The following is an 18267-nucleotide window of genomic DNA, read 5'->3' as shown; positions in this document are numbered from 1 at the left end:
AAACGATTGCGGTTTAAACCACAATCACACATTAAAGCTAACCTGTATTTTTAGACTCAATAGAAAAGTGATAAAGGGTATTATGCCCCGCAAGCGCCTAAACAAAGATTCTCAAGTAACTGCAGCAGTTAAATATGGGCGCGACATAGGAGACCAAAAATCAAGCCAACACACTGAGCTGCAAATACTGGGCAATACTCACATCGCCATCGTCGATTGAATGCATATATGGTACCAACCCAAGACAAGGCGCCGGTAATAATGACGTTAAACTTGCAAAATTTTCGTCAAAACACGCCATCTCAGGGTCAATTTGATTTGCTACCCAACCGGCTAATGTCAGACCATCTGCTTTGATCGCCTCTGCGGTTAACAGCGCATGACTAATACAACCTAGCTTCATGCCGACCACCAAAATAACGGGAATTTGCAGCTCTATCGCCAAACCAGACAACATTTCCCGCTGATTTAGGGGAACACGCCAGCCACCAGCCCCTTCGATAAGCACCAGATCAGCCTTGCGCATCATTACCCCGCGACAGAAGCCCGCCAACTGGGACACACTCAGGCGCCTACCCGCTTGATCCGCAGCAATATGGGGAGCGATCGGTGGTGCCAAGAGAACTGGATTGACCTGTGCATAAGGCAATGACTCAGTCATTGCCTTAATTAGCATCACGGCATCACTATTACGCAAGCCTTCTGACGTCTGCTCTGCGCCAGCGGCAACCGGCTTTATCGCCAAGGTTTTTAAACCCAGATTAGCCGCCGCACGTAAAATACCGCAGGCAATCAGGGTTTTACCCACATCGGTGTCGGTACCGGCAATAAAGTAGTGTTTAGATTTTAAGGTCAACACGCTAAAACCACTAAAGCCATTACTTAGTTGCACCATAACGTTGCCATGCGTCAACCAAACGCTCTTGGTTAGCGCGAATATAAGCACCATTTAAGCGGTCACCGCTAAAATAGGTATTTCGCAAATCGTTATAAACAGTAGGAACGATGTTGGGGCCAAACACCAAACGGTTACCCTGCTCACCAAGAATAGTGGTAATGCCATAGGCCCAATTAGCCTGTCCTTCAGCATGAATACCAGCAATTCTCGTCATACCCTTGCGCGGCGTGAGTGGAATCGTAAACCCTAAAGTAGCAAAAGAATTGTCTTCGGAGGTTTTGTACAACAAATGCAGCCTGACATCACCAACGTGTTGAACAAACTCCAAACGGTAACCCGAGTCCTCATTATAAAAATCGCCGCCTGTAATACTTACCTCGCTATTAATACTTTGAGCGAAATATCGATACGACAACAAGCGTGCATTATGGGTGTTTTCGGGGCGCTGTTTTTCTTCAAAGTCAGTTGCTAAAATATTGAAGCGATGTCGGCCGTCACCAGGTTCCCAGCGACTTTCAATAGAAGCTCCATCGACCGCGCCATAGAAGCGGCCATAAGAAATCATACTGGTAAAGCCTTGGCCATGGCGGAATGTTTGGCTAAATATTCGGTCTTTAACGCCTTCCGTCACCCGCTGATTATAAAAAACACCGCCGTATATACCTTCCCGAGTGAAGTCTTTGGTGTCGTTAACATTCCAGTCACGGCTAACATTAAATGCCGCACCAGGCCACAGTGGTAAAACCACATCCGCTCGCGCTGCTAAAGAATAATCAAATACACCGTACTCCGTCCCTACTGTAGACGACAAAATAGGCCGAATACGGACATCGGGACGAAATGCCAAATAGTCGATACTGTTTTTCAGGCTAGAGGCAAATAGGCCGCCACCCGTACTGCGGCGGCGCAATTTATTACTTGGTGCAGTCACCATTTCCGAGTCCGGAATCGCACCATTGCCACCCAAGAAGGCCTTCCACGCGTTAACTTCACCACCTAGACCAAAAGTTGCTACGCCATATTTCTCTAACTGCAAATAAAAGCGATCACCTTCCGGCAAAGACATTGCGGCCACACCCGCAGCGACACCAATAGCGTCAATATCATTGGCATTGTATTGCACATTCTCAAAAGCAATAATCCATTCTCGGCCGTATTTTTGAACCCGAACTTGCTCAAAATTAGCCGCCACAAAACGACTTTTTAGTGCTTTTTCGGCATTTGCGGTATCTAAGCGAGACATCGCCTCTGAAGGCGAGCTTGAGGGGGGCGCTAATAAAGGGTTATTTTGTAGCGCAGAGTCACCATCATAAGATTCACTGGTAACCGTATTCGCCTTTGCCACCGCTAATGACCTCGGCCTACTCTTAGGCAAAACTCTGGCATACTCTGCGGCCAAAGGAATTTTTACATTAAAACCATACCAATCTTGGCGGTCATCCACGCCCTCTTCTGCCGAATACATCCACAACATCGAAGCCTGCCAACCACTTGGCAGCCAGCGCTGTGGAGTAGATAAGCGAATACCGGTATTCATTGAATAGGCGTCGTCTTCTAGAATTACACTTAGCCAGTCGGTTGCGGCAAACTCCACGCCACCATAGACCCCATCTAGTCGTCCAGTGCCTTCCACTCGACCATCGTAAGTGCCCGCACCTAGAGTGGTGCGAATAGGGCCATATTGCCAAGTCGCCACGGCATACTTGGTATCGTATTCATTAACCGAACCGCCAAAATCCATTTCGCCTATTGCGAAATTCAGGCCTGGCAGCAATTCCCAAGGGAGCTGTATTTTAATATTAAAGGATAAATCCGAACCACCCGAGGTGCTCTCTGGCGCCACATTGCGACCGACCATTTCAAAATGCGGAAAGGCCCCAGCAGCAAAATTAATATCGTTCCCCTTGGCATTCAATGTTCGAGGCCTAGCAAAACGACCATCGACCTGATTATCCCAAGCAATTGCGGCGGTGCCGTATTCCAGCACCGAGGCATCCGGCACATTTAACAAGCCACTAACGCCCTGCATATTCATATTCCCTTGCGCAAATGCAAGCGTTGGTACGGCTATAAACAGTCCAGCCCCAATTTTCCTTCTCAAGGGAAACCTCTCAATCATTAGTTTTAATTGCTTGTTATTTTAACGCAAAAAAAAGGGCAGCTGAAAGCCGCCCTTTTTAAACCTAAGCTTAGGTATTACAGAGTGCTACCGTTACCACCAGTGCCAGTGCCACCAGTGCCACCAGTGCCAGTTGTAGGTTTAGTAACAGTAGTAGTAGGCGCAGGTGCCGCCTCTACTTTAGTTTTCAGCGCTGCAGTACCTTTGTCATTCGCGAACTCAGCTGTTTTAGCTTTAAGCACAGACACTACGTTCGCATCCAAAGTACCAGCAGCAGCTTCAGTCGCTAACTTAGCAGCCAATTTTGCAGGTGACAGTGGTGGAGTCAATGTTGCACCAGCTTTAGCCAAACCAGCTAGGATAGACGCATAATAACCGGCATCATTGTTTGCAACAGTACTAGCTGAGCTTTTTACAACGGTTGGCGCGCGCAGCAAATCTAAGCCATCGCCATTACCCAAGCCAGGAGCCAAAGCCTTAATAACATTAGTTAAAGCCTGGTTAGCAGTAGACGAATTACGCTGCGCAGCAGGAAGAGACTCATAAAGTGCCGCAGCCATGCTAGTCAGCGTGGTAACAGCAATATTGCCGCCAGCGTCGGTAAGTGCACCAGCAGTAGGTACTATCGACTTCAGGGTTTCGTCGTTAGCTTCAGTTGCTTCGGTTGCTTCGTTATAGAAATTACCGCCAGTACAGCTAATGATAAGCGGGTATTCAGCAGCGCCAATAGTCGCACTAATTGCACCAACACCATCGGCATCAGTAGTGTAAGAATCGAGAGCAGCAGTAACTGTGCCGTTTACAACACAAGTAGCACCAACTAATGCACCATATGCAGCAGTTGCAGAGAACTCAGTTGGCGATGCAGAGCTAACTGGATCTGCGCTTTCATCATCAAAGCATCCCGTGAGCACTCCAGCTGCAACAATGCTGGCAGCGAACATAGTAAGCCGCATTTTCTTCGATTTAATCATGGTAAAACTCCGGTTTTTCATTTTGAACTAAATTTGCCAGCATCGACGCAAAGCGCGCCAGACCCCCACCCAAATAACGACCAGCCAACTGGTGTTATACACTTTTTTTACCGCATTATGATTGACTAAAGCACCCACTTCCAGCGTCTTTTGCATATAAAACTAAGAAGGCCATGTAACTAACTAGCACTACAAAGTATTACGCTAACTGCACGAGCTGTAGGTACTTATAGCAATACATGCTTATCCTAGCAATTAAATCCCAAAAATTTAAATGCATTTTTGTTAAAGAATTACTATTTACCGCAAAGCCAGACAGCAAACCGACTCATTATTTCCATGCAATCTCTACGCCACGCGCAAATCGCAATCCCATACAAACACGATGAATCATCTAACATAATATTGAGCAATTATCCGGCTCGCTCAATTAATGCATGTTAAATGACATTTTCGTGAAAATTTTCACTACGATGGGCGGTAGGATGCCATTTTTTATCCCGCATAACATAGCGCAACATCAAAATTATTGCACCAAATAAAGGCTTATGCCCCATAATATTCAGCACTATTGCCATTGTGGCGCACAATTATTCTGCCTTATGGAGATGTATATACCAAAGTTGGTAGCTCGCAGGTAAGTTACTATTCTCATCCCGATAACGCTCGTAATGATGGGTCAGGGATTTAAGACGCTGCCGGCCAGTTAAGCCACTAGGCCGACCACCATTTACATTGTGAGCGCCAATATTTTTCAGCTCACGAGTCAGCTCCGACAACTTCTGGTAGTGCATCACTTCCGTCGACTCATCCCAAGCTTTGAGCCTTAATCCTGAATCGGCAATCGCACCCGCCAACGCTGAACGCTCGGCAAACTGATTTACGTGTACGTAGCCGTCTACCTGCGACCACGCACTGCGTAGCTCATGCAGAGTATCTGGACCTAAGGTTGCTATATAAGCATCACCACCTGGCGCCAACACCCGCTCGATTTCAGATAGCAGCGCTGTCAAGTTCTCACACCACTGCAGGGCGAGACTGGAAAAAATTGTGCCTATGCTGCCGTCTGCCAGAGGTAGATCTTCGGCGTCACCACACACAAAGTTCTCGGCAACACCCTTATACTGATCTGCTGCGTAACGCAGCATACCCGGCGCGAGATCAACAGCAAGTAGCGCCTCCGTCCCTGTCCGCGCGCGCAAGGCAGGCAAGCTGTAGCCAGTGCCACAACCTAAGTCAATAACCGGACCAACAAGCGCTTGGGGAAGATAGGCCATCAAGCCATCGGCTACCCTGCGCTGCAACAGCGCCGCGCCGTCGTAGCTTGGTGCCGCGCGGCTAAATGAGCGGCCAATATCCTGCTTGTTCATTTGGCTCGCTGCGCCGCTCAATAATAGCCCCTGCGCCTGACAAAACTCAGCCAACAACGCGATAAACACATCGCCTTCAGCCAAAAACAATAAATGCCCGCGCCCCGCCATTAACTGAACACGGTGCTGCGGAAAACGTTCAGCGAAGACTGCTGCTGCCGAACTCGGCACCAGCGCATCCTCGTCGCCAAACAGATAGAGACAGGGGCACGTCAGCTCGGCAAGCGCTTGGCGATTATCGATAGTCCGCAAACATGCCAAGCTACTAGATAGATAGACTGGTTTTGGTGCCGCGCTCAAACCCGCCAGCTCAACTCGCAATTGGCGAGCATGCTTATCGCCATGTAATTGCAATAATTCGAAACGGCGCAAACCTGCACTGGGCTTAGTTGCTATTAAAGCGGCGAATTGCTCAAAATCAGCAGGCGGCATCGCCGCTGGCCAATCGGCGTCGGCGACAAACACCGCATTGCTGGCAACGCAGATCAAAGCTTGCACCCGCGCTGGCAAACGCGCCGCCAATCGCGTTGCCAACATGCCACCCAAAGACCAACCGCAGTAAAGCGCGGTGGCAGGCAAAAATGGCAAAATGCTGTCAATGACTTGATCGGGATCTGCGCCAGCTTCCAAGCCATCACTTCGGCCGAAGCCCGGGAGGTCAATCAAGGTGATATTAAAATTGCGACGCAAGCCACTCAGCAGTGGCCGCCAAACCGAGGAGTCACTGGCCCAGCCGTGCAACAGCACCAACTCGGCGGCGTCTTTGCGGTAAGCCGCCAAATGCTCGCGATAAATAAACATTAGCAGTCAACAGCCCCAAGAACCTCGGCGAGCACGTCGCTTAAGACGGTTAACAGCTCGTCTACATCGGCTTGGCTGTGCGACGCTGACAAGGTAATTCGCAGCCGCGAACTCCCCACCGGTACTGTGGGTGGGCGAATTGCCGATACCAAAATACCTCGCGCTTCAAGTTGAGCGCTAATTGCCATTGCTGTTTGTTCGTCACCAATGAGCAAAGGCTGAATAGCCGTTGGCGACGGCATGAGGGGTAAATTTAGACTTTCTGCCCGCTGGCGGAAATACGCTATCAAATCTTGTAAATGACGGCGCCGCCACGACTCATCAGCCAATAGATCGCAACCAGCAATGGTTGCCGCCGCTACGGCCGGTGGCATGGCAGTGGTATAAATATAGGGGCGCGCAAACTGAATTAAGGTTTCTATGAGCTCGTCACTGCCCGCCACAAACGCACCAAAGCTGCCAAGGCCTTTGCCCAAAGTGCCCATTAGCACCGGCAATTGCTGCTGATCTAGGCCAAAAAACTCTGCGCTGCCGGCCCCGCTTTCGCCCAACACCCCAAAGCCGTGAGCGTCATCGGCCATTAGCCATGCGTCATATTTCTGAGCCAGCGCAGCCAGTTCAGCCAAGGGCGCCATATCGCCGTCCATACTAAAGACCGCATCAACCACAATAAGACGATTGCCCTCGACGGGTAATTTTTGCAAACGGCGCTCAAGATCGGCCATGTCATTGTGCTGAAAGCGTTGAAAGCGCGCGCCACTCAGTAAGCCCGCATCGAGCAAAGAAGCGTGGTTGAGGCGATCTTCAAGAATATGATCGCCCTTGCCCAGCAAGGCGGTTACCGTGCCGAGATTGGCCATATAACCGGTTGAGAATAATAAAGCGCGCTCGCGGCCGGTGATTTTGGCCAAGCGCTCTTCAAGCTGGTGATGCAGCGCCGAATGACCACAGACCAAATGCGAAGCACCGCCGCCCACGCCCATCTCTGCGACGGCGCCCTGCATTGCAGCAACAAGCTTAGGGTGGTTAGCTAAGCCGAGGTAATCGTTGCTGCAGAATTGCAGCATCTCGCGACCATCAACGCGCAGTCGCGCGCCCTGAGCAGACTCAAGCACACGGCGGCTTCGGTAACGGGACTGCTCCCGCCGCGCTGTTAGGCGGCGCTGCAAAACCTCATTCATCACAATGAATTACAGCGCTGCCGATTAAGCGGTGGCGTCGTAAAAAAAGCGATCGTTCTGCACTTGCTGCACGGCGCCAAGCAAGGCCTCGCTTTGAGCTTCGTCGTCATGCTCAACGTGACGCTCTTCAGGCTTAATACCAAGGCGGCCAAACAGCTCAAGGTCTTTATTCGCGCTAGGGTTGGCGGTAGTAAGCAGTTTTTCGCCGTAGAAAATGGAGTTAGCACCGGCAAAATACGCCAGAGCGTGCATTTCTTCATTCATAGATTCACGGCCAGCAGACAGGCGCACATGGGATTTTGGCATAATAATCCGCGCCACAGCGATGGTGCGAATAAAATCGAAGGGGTCGAGGTCGGCCACATCAGCCATCGGCGTACCCTCAACCTTCACCAACATATTGATCGGCACGCTCTCTGGCTGCACCGGCAAATTAGCTAATTGCAGTAACAAACCCGCACGGTCTTTGATGGACTCGCCCATACCAACAATGCCACCGCTACACACTTTAATACCGGCATCGCGCACATTAGACAAGGTGCCCAAGCGATCCTGATAGGTGCGAGTGGTGATGATTTCACCGTAGAACTCAGGTGAAGTGTCGAGATTGTGATTGTAGTAATCCAAGCCCGCGTCGGCCAATTCAGCTGCTTGCTCGCCGGTGAGCATACCCAAGGTCATACAGGTTTCGAGACCCATTTCCTTCACGCCCTTCACCATCGCGGTCACATAGGGCATATCTTTTTTCTTGGGCGAGCGCCACGCCGCCCCCATACAAAAGCGGGTTGTACCAGAGGCCTTGGCCGCACGCGCTTCGGCGAGGACTTTTTCGACCTCCATCAACTTTTCTTTCTCAAGACCGGTGTCGTAGCGATTGCTCTGGGGGCAGTATTTGCAATCTTCTGGACAGGCGCCAGTTTTAATCGACAACAGAGTGCTGACTTGGACCGCATTGGGATCAAAATTAGCGCGGTGCACGGTTTGCGCCTGAAACAACAAATCATTAAATGGCAGAGCAAATAATGCTTGAACCTCTTGGCTGGTCCAGTCAGTACGAATTGTCGTTGGCGTGTGTGCAGTCATGATAAAATCCGATTTGGGCGAAGTCGTAAAGCTTAGTATGATAAAGGCTTGGCGCAAGCTGTCAACCTGCAAGGATGCTTATGGTTAACAGATTTTATAACAAACTGATTTACAAGGCATTTAAAGGCCTCTGTATTTTATGCCAAACACCCAGCCGTCGCCAAATCGACCTCTGCCACGCCTGCGAAGCCGATTTGCCATGGCTGGGACCGCAGTGCGCACGCTGCGCCCTGCCGCTGTCGCCCAAAGACGCTCACAGCCATTGCGGCCGCTGTCTTAGCAAGCCCCCAGTCTTCAGTCACTGCCTAACACCCCTGCGCTACGATTTTCCAGTAGACCGCCTCATCGCCGGTTTTAAATATCACGGACAGCTGCAGTATGGCTCGGTGCTAGCACAGCTCTGGCTGGCAAACCTTGGTGGCGACCTCGCGCCCTGCCCCGAGCTTCTGGTGCCGATACCCATGCACTGGCGACGACGCTGGCAGCGCGGTTTCAACCAAGCCGCTCTGCTCGCCGACGACTGGGGCCGCGCGCTGAACATCCCCGTCTGCCATGCGCTCACCCACCCCCGCGCAACCCTTACCCAGCAAGGCCTCAGCGCCGCGCAACGCAGCAGCAATCTCCGCAAAGCGTTTGCATTGAACGCAAATAGTCCAATCCGCGGCAAGCACATTGCCATAGTCGACGATGTAGTAACAACGACCGCGACAGCCAATACTGTGGCCGCTATACTGGCGCGCAATGGCGCTAGGCAAATTGATATCTGGTGTCTGGCGCGAACACCGTAAGCCAACACGCAGAGCCATAGCCATTCAGAGGCCTAAATCAACATCATACTTGGAGGCGACATGCACAATCCCAAACACCGCCGCCAACGCCCACGCAATGCCCACGCTCAATTTACGGGCCACCTAATATGAGTCACCAAGACTGGCTGGCGATATTATTAACTCTGAAGCTAGCAGGGCTGACCACGCTAATTCTGCTATTAATAGCAACGCCACTCGCATGGTGGCTGGCCAATACCCAGTGGCGTAGCAAACCCTTAATTGAAGCCCTTGTTGCTCTGCCGCTGGTATTACCGCCAACGGTTTTAGGCTTTTATTTGCTCATCGCCTTTGCGCCGAATTCGCCAATAGCGCAATTCTGGTTCACCTTAACCGGCAGCACTCTTGCTTTTAGTTTTAGTGCGCTAGTCATTGCCTCGGTATTGTATTCGCTGCCCTTTGTTGTGCAGCCCCTGCAAAGCGGCTTTCAGCAAGTACCCAAAGCGCTGCTCGAAACGGCGGCAAGCTTGGGCGCATCTCGCCTCGACCGCTTTGCCAGCGTTGTGCTGCCCCTGTGTCGCAGCAATTTTTTGGTCGCCACCACCTTAGGCTTCGCCCACACTGTGGGTGAGTTTGGCGTGGTATTAATGATTGGCGGCAATATTCCAGGCCGCACCCAAGTGCTGTCCATCGCCCTTTATGATCGGGTTGAATCTTTGCAATACAGCGCCGCCCATTGGTTGGCCGGCGGACTTATCGGCTTTTCCTTTATTGTACTCTGCGGCGTTTACCGCTTTAATCGCGCCCGCGGCCTTGAGCTTGGCAGCAGTTATACATCAAAGGCGCAGACATGAGTTTATTATTATCTCTGCATATGCGGCGCGGCGATTTTGAGCTTAACGTCGACACAGCTTTACCGAGCATCGGCATCACCGCCATCTGTGGCCCCAGCGGCAGCGGTAAAACCAGTTTGCTGCGCTGCATCGCCGGACTTGAGCGCGCACCCCAGGGCATGGTGCAGTTTTGCGGCGACGACTGGCAAACCCAGCGCCAATTTCTGGCCTGCGAGCAACGTGGCGTCGGTGTGGTATTTCAAGACGCCCAGCTTTTTCCTCACCTGAACGTGGCCGGTAATTTACGCTACGCCCAAAACCGCCAGTTTCGCGCAACAGGACCCAGCTTCGACGAGGTTTGCGAATGGCTGCAAATTACCGCCTTGCTAGACCGCGACGTAAACAAACTCTCCGGTGGCGAGCGCAAACGAGTCGCCATCGCCCGCGCTCTGCTGCGTCACCCCCAGTTATTATTAATGGACGAGCCCTTATCTGGACTGCACGACACGGCCAGAGACGAGATGATGGATGTGCTGCAAATTCTGCCCCAGCATCTCAGCCTGCCTATCATTTATGTTAGCCACAGCTTTCACGAAATCAGCCGCCTCGCAGACCATGTGCTACTACTCGAAAACGGACAGTTAATTGCCGAGGGCGACCTAGTGGAATTAAGTACCCGCTTAGACTTGCCCCTTAGCCGCCAGCAGGATGCCGGCGCGGTGCTCAATGCCACCCTCGTTGAACATGAAGCAGACTACCAGCTGAGCACCTTGCAGTTGGCGTCAGGCCACCAGCTCAGTGTTAAACAAATTTCGGCGCGCCCAGGCCAATCCGTCCGGCTATTTGTAGCCGCCAGAGACATTAGTATTAGCCTTGACGCCCCAACGCAAAGCAGCATTTTAAATATATTGAACTGCACTATTAATAGCAGCGATACAAACACCGACAGCAACGCTGAGACCGACAACCCTGTTAACCGCTCGCAAGTCACTGTGCGCTTGGCCCTTGGCGAGCAATACTTACTGGCCCGCATCACCCGCAAATCCTACGACCGCTTAAACCTACACGCTGGCCAGCAAGTGTTTGCACAAATCAAAACTGTCGCCCTCGTAAATGAATATGGAGTCGCCTCATGAGCGAGACTGAACAAAAAGATTTTGCTGAACTCAATCCAGACAGAGTCATCGACGCTGTTGAAAGCCTTGGCTTTATTAGTGATATGCGGGTATTTGCCCTAAACAGCTATGACACCCTTAACGCGCACATACCGACACAGCACCCCTAACGTGATATACTCTATGTTTATATCACGCGCAGGAGGTCACGGCATTGCGTCCAGACAAGCGATCGAAGGAGGCCTTAAATTCAAATGCACATCTTTCCTTCATAGATGTCTTTACCCCATCCCACGTCACCCTAGAAACTAATTTCGACCAAACTGCCGCCCGATTCTCTCCATTTAAGTATACAGACCTATCTATTCAGCTATCTCCAATAGAAGATGGAGTCATTAGAAAATTTCCTATCATAATCAAAGGGAATGGAACGCCTTGGGACCTAGGCAATTTATATCTCATGAATAAGTTTACTGAAATGGCCAAGCTTGAGCCTCCAAGCGTGGAGACAGTCAAATCAATTGCAAAACATCTCATGATGTACCTACGCTGGATTGAACACCTGCAATCTGAGGGTAAGGCCATTCACGAAATTCACTTCCCCGAATTGGAAGAAAGTCGCGTCACATGGACTTACTATCGCTACTTAAAGCGATTACTGCGTCAAACTAACCAACCCATTTCCTTAGGAGTAGCAAAAGCCCGAATGCAAGCAGTCGTCAATTTTTATAAAGGCTTGCTCGCTTGGAATTTGATCCTAAAGTCTACTCTCGAAAACGAGCCATACAACTCTACTTTAGCAGGCATACCAGTAATCAACTCCGCAGGGATTCAGTGTATAAAAACAATAGAGATTACCAATTTTACATTCAGGGTACCTAAACGCAGTCATATCGGCGAAATCAAAGATGGAGGCCGCCTCAGGCCACTCACAGAAGAAGAGCAAACACTAATCCTTAATCAGCTTAAACAGAGTGGTAATCAAGCCTTCATACTGATGTGCCTCGTCGCCCTGTTTACAGGGGCACGAATCCAAACCGTGTGCACTATCCGAGTCAAGGATATCTACTACCTTCACAGCAATACATCTGCTGAAGGTGAGGTGTTGCTTCTGGTGGGCAAAGGTACAGGAGTCGATAGCAAAAACCAAAAGAGATATCGAATACACTTCCCTGTAGCACTGGTCCGCATGTTGCGCGACTACATCGAATCTGAAGAACATCTAGAGCGGCGAGCACTTAGCTTCTACAGGGAAAGTAATGAAAACTATGTTTTTCTCACCTCGAATGGATCTCCGTACTACACCAGCACCTCTGAAATATCTGACCGCCAGAGAGGCATGTTTAGCCAACGAATTTCAGCTAAAGATCGCGTTTCATTCCCCATTCAAAAGGGGAATGCCGTACGGAACTACATCATAAGACTCGTACGGGACATTCAAGTTATTCATCCTGACTTTATTTTATTCAGGTTCCACGACTTACGCGCAACGTTTGGTATGAACTTTATCAGGGATGCTGATGCACTAGGGATCAAAGATGTACGTGCGGAACTCAAAGCACGCATGGGGCACTCAAATTTTGATACAACCCAGGGCTACTTAGACTTCGATAAAAGCAACGCAGCTGCCAAAGCAGCAATAGCCTTTCACCATGAAAGAATCAATCGTACCTTCCCGCGGCTTCAGTCATGAATTCTGATTACGCAGCCTATGCTTTACCAAAACTAAATACGTTCAACATTGATAATTTTGATGAAGCACCAGAATTCACCGCCGAAAACACCCTGATAGACACAGGATCAGCCAACTCAAGAAACGGTAGTCACACCCGCTACATACGTATATATCGCCCTTGCTACTTAGACCGTCGCCGCCTTAACCCAAATGTAACCTCAACTACTGAGCTTGCGAAGGTTAATCTACTAAGCTTGTGTGAGAGTCGTTCGATACTAATCAAAGCAATTGCAAAGGATTACCTCATAGGTAAACCAGGGACACCACCATTTGTAGATATAGAAACCGCCTTTGATTGGGTTGACGCAAGAGAACGTTCAAGCGAGTTGAACACGGTAGAGGGGGCAAGAATGATTTACCGTGACTTTACAAACGCACTCCGCCACCAAATAAGACTCCCGAATACAAACGAAGAACTAAAAAGTATTGGCAATAAAACGGCCCAAGGAAGGCAGAGAGCAATGGCCTATATTGCATGCATTGCATGCCACCGCGATATAAAGGTAGTTCAGTCGTGGGCAATTCTCATCGCTCAAAGGAAACTTCGGGAAAATGAACTTCCGGCTCCGATCACCACAGCTAATGAGCATGCGCTCGCCTACGAACTGCATTCACGCCTTTTTTATGCTTTTAGTGAGGCCGTAATAAAAAACGCGCCACCTCCTGTGATAGTTGAATTTGCCGACTTAGGATTTGAGGACCTGATTTTCTATAACAAAAATGTAAATAACCACAGGGGATGGAGAAAATATAGCAAGAATGAAAAGGCAGATTGGATGCCTCATTTTTATCGACGGGACGGTTTATTTGACGGCACTCCCGATGAGTTCAACACCCTTCTAACTGAACTCGACTTAGAACCTCTTTCTAATAGTACAGCTCGTACTTTTAAAAGCGCAAAGCTAAACAACAAGCGTATCGGGACCTCTTCACTCAGGATATTAGCAAATAATGCGGTACGACATTTCGGTTATTTACTTTTGGCCGAGGCAGGCAATGGCGCAGCCGAACTCGCCTCTATAAACTTTAGTGAAGCTCGTCTAGATAAAACAGCAGGCCTCGCAGGAATAAGGACTATTAAGAGTCGGGCAGACCACGAGACCCAAAACCAGTACATTGATCTAAGATTTTCCAAAACAACTTGGAAGCAGTACTTAAAATTACGCTCAACGATGTCCCTCCTGATTGAAAACCCTCCTCAAAAGGGCTTGTTTACAATCGGACGCCGGAAGTCCGACACGTCCTACACACTGTTGGGTGACACCTCTATGAGGGAAGTTAGTTATTGGCCGATAGGCGCGCCATCTCTGGCAACCCGCCCAGCAAGAAAACATAAGACTGTGAATCTTGTAGATGGATCCGGTGGAAATATATCTCTCGTCGCTGCACTTCAATCAGCCACAGTGGGGACGATTGAACGGCATTATGCTTTTAAAAACCGTATTGAGGCGGCAGAAGTGATGAGCAAATATTTTGTCGCACAAGGAGCTGCGGCGGCGCTGCGCTTCAGCGGAGTTACGCCCTTACGTATTATAGAACACGGTGACTCTATGAATACGGGCCATTGCGATGTCAACGAGGAGGATGGCCCACGCTTGATCGAAGGGTTCAGCGAACTCGATTTCGAACCACGCTGCAGTGCGCCGATCACGTGTTTCTTTTGTGTTCACTTCGGACTCCATGCTGACGAGGAAGACTTCCTACGACTTTTGACTATCAAGCAATGGATCAAAGTTCAAAGTTGTGTTGTGTCCACGAATATTGACCAACACTACAAAAAATACGCGCCTTACTTAAATAGAATAGAGCAAATTATTGAAGCACTCCCACTAGAAAATGATCGTTATGCAGCGATACTATTAGCGGCCCAAAAACGCTTTATGCGCGGTGAAAGAGACCAATACTGGAATGCAAAGATAAACGGGATTATCGAAATGAGTGAATCATAACATGTCGTTTGAGATAAATTGGGCAAACCCCAAACCACATCAGGCCCCTGAACAGTTGGAAGGAGTCACTCAAGAAGGCATTAGCCCTGGGTATATTATTTCACGCAACGTAGACGGTACGGTGTTAAGCCAGTTTATGCACGACACGTGGGACTGTCGTCTCTACGGTGCCGGAAGTAGATTTGTTTTTGATAGCTGGTGGGACTTTAAAACTCGCGGGGCTATGGACAGTTTAGCGCGTACAATAACCGATGAGATAAAGCTACTTCACTGGTTGAGCGGGTTTGAAACCACGTGTAATGCAGGCCGCTCACGCGGAACCAGCTACCTAAACAGCCTTATGCCGACATTAAGATCGCTAGCTAAAATAGCCTATAACTTAGGCATCACCTTGACCGAAGCTCACACATCTTCACAATTTCAAGTCGCGCTTCGAAACTCAATCGCGAATGCTAGCCCGGGATTTGCAGCAACACTTCCCCTCCAAGGGCTGTTAAAGGATGCAGCCTTTTGGAGCGGTATCGAAACAATTGAGGTGCGCGCCCCCCTGATTATCCCAGAAACCGAAATGCAAAATATTCTTGCACTTACGCAAAGAAAGCAGATAGAGGCAGATTCCAAATCCCAACAAACCCCACTGATTCCAACGCGCCTATATGCGAAATTGATTGAAGGATCACTCGAAAAATTAAGACGAATAGAGCCGTATCTTCCACGTATAGAATGTTTTATTAGAGATACTTATGCTGATCCAAGTCTATCCGTACCTTGTTTCAAAAATGGTCTATATTCCAGCGGTTACAAAAACAACCTTTCTCGTGTTAAAAGGCTTTATCCAACTCGAGATTTCCCCACTTGGATTGATTTAGCAGGAAAATATAAATCTCTATCAGAAACAGTGAATAGCTATGATCTAAGTGAGTATTGGACAGACGCCGGACTAGGAAACAGTCTATCTGAACTTAATAGTCATATCGGACATCTCCAGTCACTATGCGTATTATTAATTCACGCTTTTACTGGCATGCGAGCCTCCGAAGTCAAGGTAATGCCTTATGAACCAGTGATTCACCAAGCCGCAAAAGGTTTTGGGGATGTTCCAGTTTTGATATCCCACCTTTCTAAATTTTCATCACAGGGGAATTATAGTAAGCCTCTAGTCTGGGCAACTTCAGAAGAAGGCGTGTATGCGGTACGCATCGCGCAACAACTCGCTCGACTAAACTGGTATCGACACCACCCTGTAGACGAAGAAATACCGAGAAATATGCCATTGTGGCTCAGCCCTGACGCTAACTGCACTAACCCTGGTAAGCACTATGCCCAACCAACTTACACCGCCCTTTTTGGCACACCACACGCCCGTAATAACTCCGAATCTCTCAGACTCGTGATTGAGCAGAGTGACTTAGATGAGCTTACTATATTCGATGCCTTTCGGAATTGGGACGAAAACCCAGATTTCGCAAAGGGGAAATATTGGCCCCTTTCATCCCACCAATTTAGGCGTACTGTGGCTGTCTACGCGAGCCGATCAGGGATGGTGTCACTGCCTACACTGAAAACTCAATACAAACATCTCTCTGCCGTCATGACAGCCCTATACGGAGAAAACTCAACCTATGCCCAGAACTTCCTGATCGATAAAAATGGTAAACCAATTGACCATGGAAGTGTTTTAACCTCCTTCCGCGAGTCAGTTAGATTTAATACGAGTGTACGCTTTTATGATCAAGTGATTAAGTCTGAGACTAGGCTTAAGGGTCCTGTCGGTAGTGAGATTCAACGTGCAAAGGACAAGGGCAACCTACCAAACATATACGAGAGTCGCGTTTCCGTCGAAAAGGCTCTCAAGCAGGGCCGTTTAGCCTATATAGATACCCCGGTTGGCGGGTGTACACGCAAAGGTGACTGCCCTCACTTTGGTGTTGATATTGTGTTGCCCTGCACCAGAAACTGCCCAGACGCAATACTTTCAGAAGACAAACTGGAGATCTATCTCGATAGCCTGCGATTTGATCAGGCTGAGTTTTCGCCCACCAGTCGCCCTTTTAAACTTATTGCGTCAGAAATCGACCATATTACAAAAATGTATCTGGAGCCTCAGGAGTAAAATTCATGAAGGTTAGCAACACCGTCAAAGAATATTTTGCCGCTCTGAATAGGCTGAAACAAAATAATCCAGTCAACATCGCCAAAGGTAGCTTAATCAACAAAGACTCAGTTGCTTTAGAGGCGGGCCGCAAGAGGGGATCAATCCGCAACCGCCCAGGCTTTGAAACATTGATTGCTGAGATTGACGCTGCAGAGATCCTGCCACGCACGAAGGCTCGAAAACGCAACCCAACCAACCCCAAACAGAAAGCTGAAATCGAACAACTCAAGCGTGATCTCGATATTGCACGTAGCCGCTATATGTCGCTACTCTACCTCAATGCCGAGATGGCCAAGACAATTCGTCGCCTCGGCGGTGACGTTCCAAAATTCGGAGAGGTAACGAACATTGTGGTTACCTCGGATAGCACCGACATCCCCTATTGAAAACACGATACTGGAATTACGCATACCCACCTAAAATCAGAAAAAATTCAATAGCCTTTCCCTGAAACTACCAGACAGTATCAGCTGACCCATGAATCCGGCTGCTTGGCTTCCTCCCACATTTTTTTGGCTATTTCCGTCTGCATAAGCAATAGCATCTTCAGTTATATTGAGTTGATAATCCTGTGCGCCATTAGCACTACAGGATCCAGCTTCTCTATCCTCCAGAGGGACAAATTGAAGATGGTTGCCGTAAGCTAGATGCTCAGGAAGATCTTCCATCAGGCGCTCAGCACAGGCTATCAGTTCAGGCTCTGCAATCATAAACATCCATGCCTGATCATCGTCACGCCCCCTTCGTCGCAACACCCTTCCCAGCACCTGCCTGAAGGACATTTCGGTACGTATCCGACTTAGATAACAGCATACGGCCAACCTGGGGATGTCAGTGCCTTCAGAGATCATCCCGACAGCGACAATCCACTTACTCGATTCAATACGGAATTGATCAATCGCTGCTCCCGCGTCAGGTCGATGGGTTGAGACAACTAGCGCATTTTCTCCCATCTGCTGCAGCAACGCCGCCAGTTTGTGGGCGTGTTCTATATTTGTCGCTACGACAAGCCCAGCGGCATCAGCGACATTCAGACGAGCTATATCAAGCTGATTCCTTGCCAACTCCAGCAGTTTGATATTGATATCCTCATTGACGGCTAGAGATTCGTAAGTAGCTGCTGAATGCTTTAATAAGCGATCAAAACCTTCGTAGATTTGAGCCGGAAGACCATAGTTTTTGACACTGATCTGAGGGTGATCTAATAACGTAATCTGCGGAGTACGACATACTGCGTATTCCGACCCAACCTGATCACCGCCTGCGACGCAACGTGATCACCTGTTG

15 protein-coding genes are annotated in these 18267 nt (G+C 49.2%); 8 read left to right on the top strand and 7 right to left on the bottom strand.

Going from position 1 to position 18267, the window contains the following annotated elements; all coding sequences use genetic code 11:
- Window positions 1-160 precede the first annotated feature (160 nt).
- The 6 genes from bioD to bioB all read right to left on the bottom strand — a co-directional run bounded on the left by bioD (window position 161) and on the right by bioB (window position 8426).
- Window positions 161-895 (bottom strand): dethiobiotin synthase, encoded by a 735-nt coding sequence (bioD, locus tag P1U47_RS17265; RefSeq protein ID WP_301030468.1) that lies wholly within the window; start codon window positions 893-895, stop codon window positions 161-163.
- The gene (locus P1U47_RS17260; protein ID WP_301030467.1) at window positions 879-2927 is read right to left on the bottom strand and encodes a YjbH domain-containing protein; all 2049 of its coding nucleotides are present in this window, start codon (window positions 2925-2927) and stop codon (window positions 879-881) included. Before P1U47_RS17260 ends, bioD begins: the two co-directional genes overlap by 17 nt.
- 167 nt (window positions 2928-3094) lie before the next feature.
- Window positions 3095-3991: a hypothetical protein gene (locus tag P1U47_RS17255; RefSeq protein ID WP_301030466.1), complete on the bottom strand. Its 897-nt coding sequence runs from the start codon at window positions 3989-3991 to the stop codon at window positions 3095-3097.
- A 590-nt stretch (window positions 3992-4581) separates the two neighbouring features.
- Window positions 4582-6162, bottom strand: a complete 1581-nt coding sequence (gene bioC, locus P1U47_RS17250) for a malonyl-ACP O-methyltransferase BioC (RefSeq protein WP_301030465.1) — start codon at window positions 6160-6162, stop codon at window positions 4582-4584.
- Window positions 6162-7343, bottom strand: coding sequence for an 8-amino-7-oxononanoate synthase (gene bioF / locus P1U47_RS17245; RefSeq protein ID WP_301030464.1), 1182 nt, complete (start codon window positions 7341-7343; stop codon window positions 6162-6164). Before bioF ends, bioC begins: the two co-directional genes overlap by 1 nt.
- 24 nt (window positions 7344-7367) lie before the next feature.
- Entirely contained in the window at window positions 7368-8426 is a 1059-nt protein-coding gene (bioB, locus tag P1U47_RS17240) for a biotin synthase BioB (RefSeq protein ID WP_301030463.1), read from the bottom strand.
- A gap of 80 nt (window positions 8427-8506) precedes the next feature.
- Here bioB and P1U47_RS17235 point away from each other — a divergent pair, with 80 nt between their 5' ends.
- From P1U47_RS17235 to P1U47_RS17200, 8 genes are all read left to right on the top strand, one after another.
- Window positions 8507-9214 carry a ComF family protein gene (locus P1U47_RS17235; RefSeq protein WP_301030462.1) on the top strand — a complete coding sequence of 236 codons (708 nt, stop codon included), beginning with the start codon at window positions 8507-8509 and terminating at the stop codon, window positions 9212-9214.
- Window positions 9215-9342: 128 nt separating this feature from the next.
- Window positions 9343-10047, top strand: a complete 705-nt coding sequence (modB, locus tag P1U47_RS17230) for a molybdate ABC transporter permease subunit (RefSeq protein WP_301030461.1) — start codon at window positions 9343-9345, stop codon at window positions 10045-10047.
- Window positions 10044-11162, top strand: coding sequence for a molybdenum ABC transporter ATP-binding protein (modC, locus tag P1U47_RS17225; protein ID WP_301030460.1), 1119 nt, complete (start codon window positions 10044-10046; stop codon window positions 11160-11162). Before modB ends, modC begins: the two co-directional genes overlap by 4 nt.
- A complete protein-coding gene (locus tag P1U47_RS17220; protein WP_301030459.1) occupies window positions 11159-11311 on the top strand; it encodes a hypothetical protein in 153 nt (50 codons plus the stop codon). Before modC ends, P1U47_RS17220 begins: the two co-directional genes overlap by 4 nt.
- Window positions 11312-11601: 290 nt before the next feature.
- On the top strand, window positions 11602-12834 hold the full coding sequence (locus P1U47_RS17215) for a site-specific integrase (RefSeq protein ID WP_301030458.1): 1233 nt from the start codon (window positions 11602-11604) through the stop codon (window positions 12832-12834).
- Window positions 12831-14825 (top strand): hypothetical protein, encoded by a 1995-nt coding sequence (locus tag P1U47_RS17210; RefSeq protein WP_301030457.1) that lies wholly within the window; start codon window positions 12831-12833, stop codon window positions 14823-14825. The genes P1U47_RS17215 and P1U47_RS17210 overlap by 4 nt, the downstream gene beginning before the upstream one ends.
- Window position 14826: 1 nt before the next feature.
- Entirely contained in the window at window positions 14827-16938 is a 2112-nt protein-coding gene (locus P1U47_RS17205; RefSeq protein WP_301030456.1) for a hypothetical protein, read from the top strand.
- 5 nt (window positions 16939-16943) lie between these two features.
- Window positions 16944-17366, top strand: a complete 423-nt coding sequence (locus P1U47_RS17200; RefSeq protein WP_301030455.1) for a hypothetical protein — start codon at window positions 16944-16946, stop codon at window positions 17364-17366.
- Between the two features lie 36 nt (window positions 17367-17402).
- Here the strand turns inward: P1U47_RS17200 and P1U47_RS17195 are convergent, their stop codons facing one another.
- A complete protein-coding gene (locus tag P1U47_RS17195; protein WP_301030454.1) occupies window positions 17403-18044 on the bottom strand; it encodes a hypothetical protein in 642 nt (213 codons plus the stop codon).
- Window positions 18045-18267: the final 223 nt, after the last annotated feature.

Source organism: Zhongshania sp., from assembly GCF_029212375.1.
In the GTDB taxonomy this organism is placed as follows: domain Bacteria; phylum Pseudomonadota; class Gammaproteobacteria; order Pseudomonadales; family Spongiibacteraceae; genus Spongiibacter.
The sequence above is the reverse complement of the archived record's forward strand: the minus strand, read 5'-3'. Positions and strand labels throughout refer to the sequence as shown.

Excerpts from the sequence above, each read along its gene's own strand:
- bioD (WP_301030468.1), bottom strand. The coding sequence starts at position 895 with ATGGTGCAACTAAGTAATGGCTTTAGTGGTTTTAGCGTGTTGACCTTA.
- P1U47_RS17260 (WP_301030467.1), bottom strand. The coding sequence starts at position 2,927 with ATGCAGGGCGTTAGTGGCTTGTTAAATGTGCCGGATGCCTCGGTGCTG.
- P1U47_RS17255 (WP_301030466.1), bottom strand. The coding sequence starts at position 3,991 with ATGATTAAATCGAAGAAAATGCGGCTTACTATGTTCGCTGCCAGCATT.
- bioC (WP_301030465.1), bottom strand. The coding sequence starts at position 6,162 with ATGTTTATTTATCGCGAGCATTTGGCGGCTTACCGCAAAGACGCCGCC.
- bioF (WP_301030464.1), bottom strand. The coding sequence starts at position 7,343 with ATGAATGAGGTTTTGCAGCGCCGCCTAACAGCGCGGCGGGAGCAGTCC.
- bioB (WP_301030463.1), bottom strand. The coding sequence starts at position 8,426 with ATGACTGCACACACGCCAACGACAATTCGTACTGACTGGACCAGCCAA.
- P1U47_RS17235 (WP_301030462.1), top strand. The coding sequence starts at position 8,507 with ATGGTTAACAGATTTTATAACAAACTGATTTACAAGGCATTTAAAGGC.
- modB (WP_301030461.1), top strand. The coding sequence starts at position 9,343 with ATGAGTCACCAAGACTGGCTGGCGATATTATTAACTCTGAAGCTAGCA.
- modC (WP_301030460.1), top strand. The coding sequence starts at position 10,044 with ATGAGTTTATTATTATCTCTGCATATGCGGCGCGGCGATTTTGAGCTT.
- P1U47_RS17220 (WP_301030459.1), top strand. The coding sequence starts at position 11,159 with ATGAGCGAGACTGAACAAAAAGATTTTGCTGAACTCAATCCAGACAGA.
- P1U47_RS17215 (WP_301030458.1), top strand. The coding sequence starts at position 11,602 with ATGAATAAGTTTACTGAAATGGCCAAGCTTGAGCCTCCAAGCGTGGAG.
- P1U47_RS17210 (WP_301030457.1), top strand. The coding sequence starts at position 12,831 with ATGAATTCTGATTACGCAGCCTATGCTTTACCAAAACTAAATACGTTC.
- P1U47_RS17205 (WP_301030456.1), top strand. The coding sequence starts at position 14,827 with ATGTCGTTTGAGATAAATTGGGCAAACCCCAAACCACATCAGGCCCCT.
- P1U47_RS17200 (WP_301030455.1), top strand. The coding sequence starts at position 16,944 with ATGAAGGTTAGCAACACCGTCAAAGAATATTTTGCCGCTCTGAATAGG.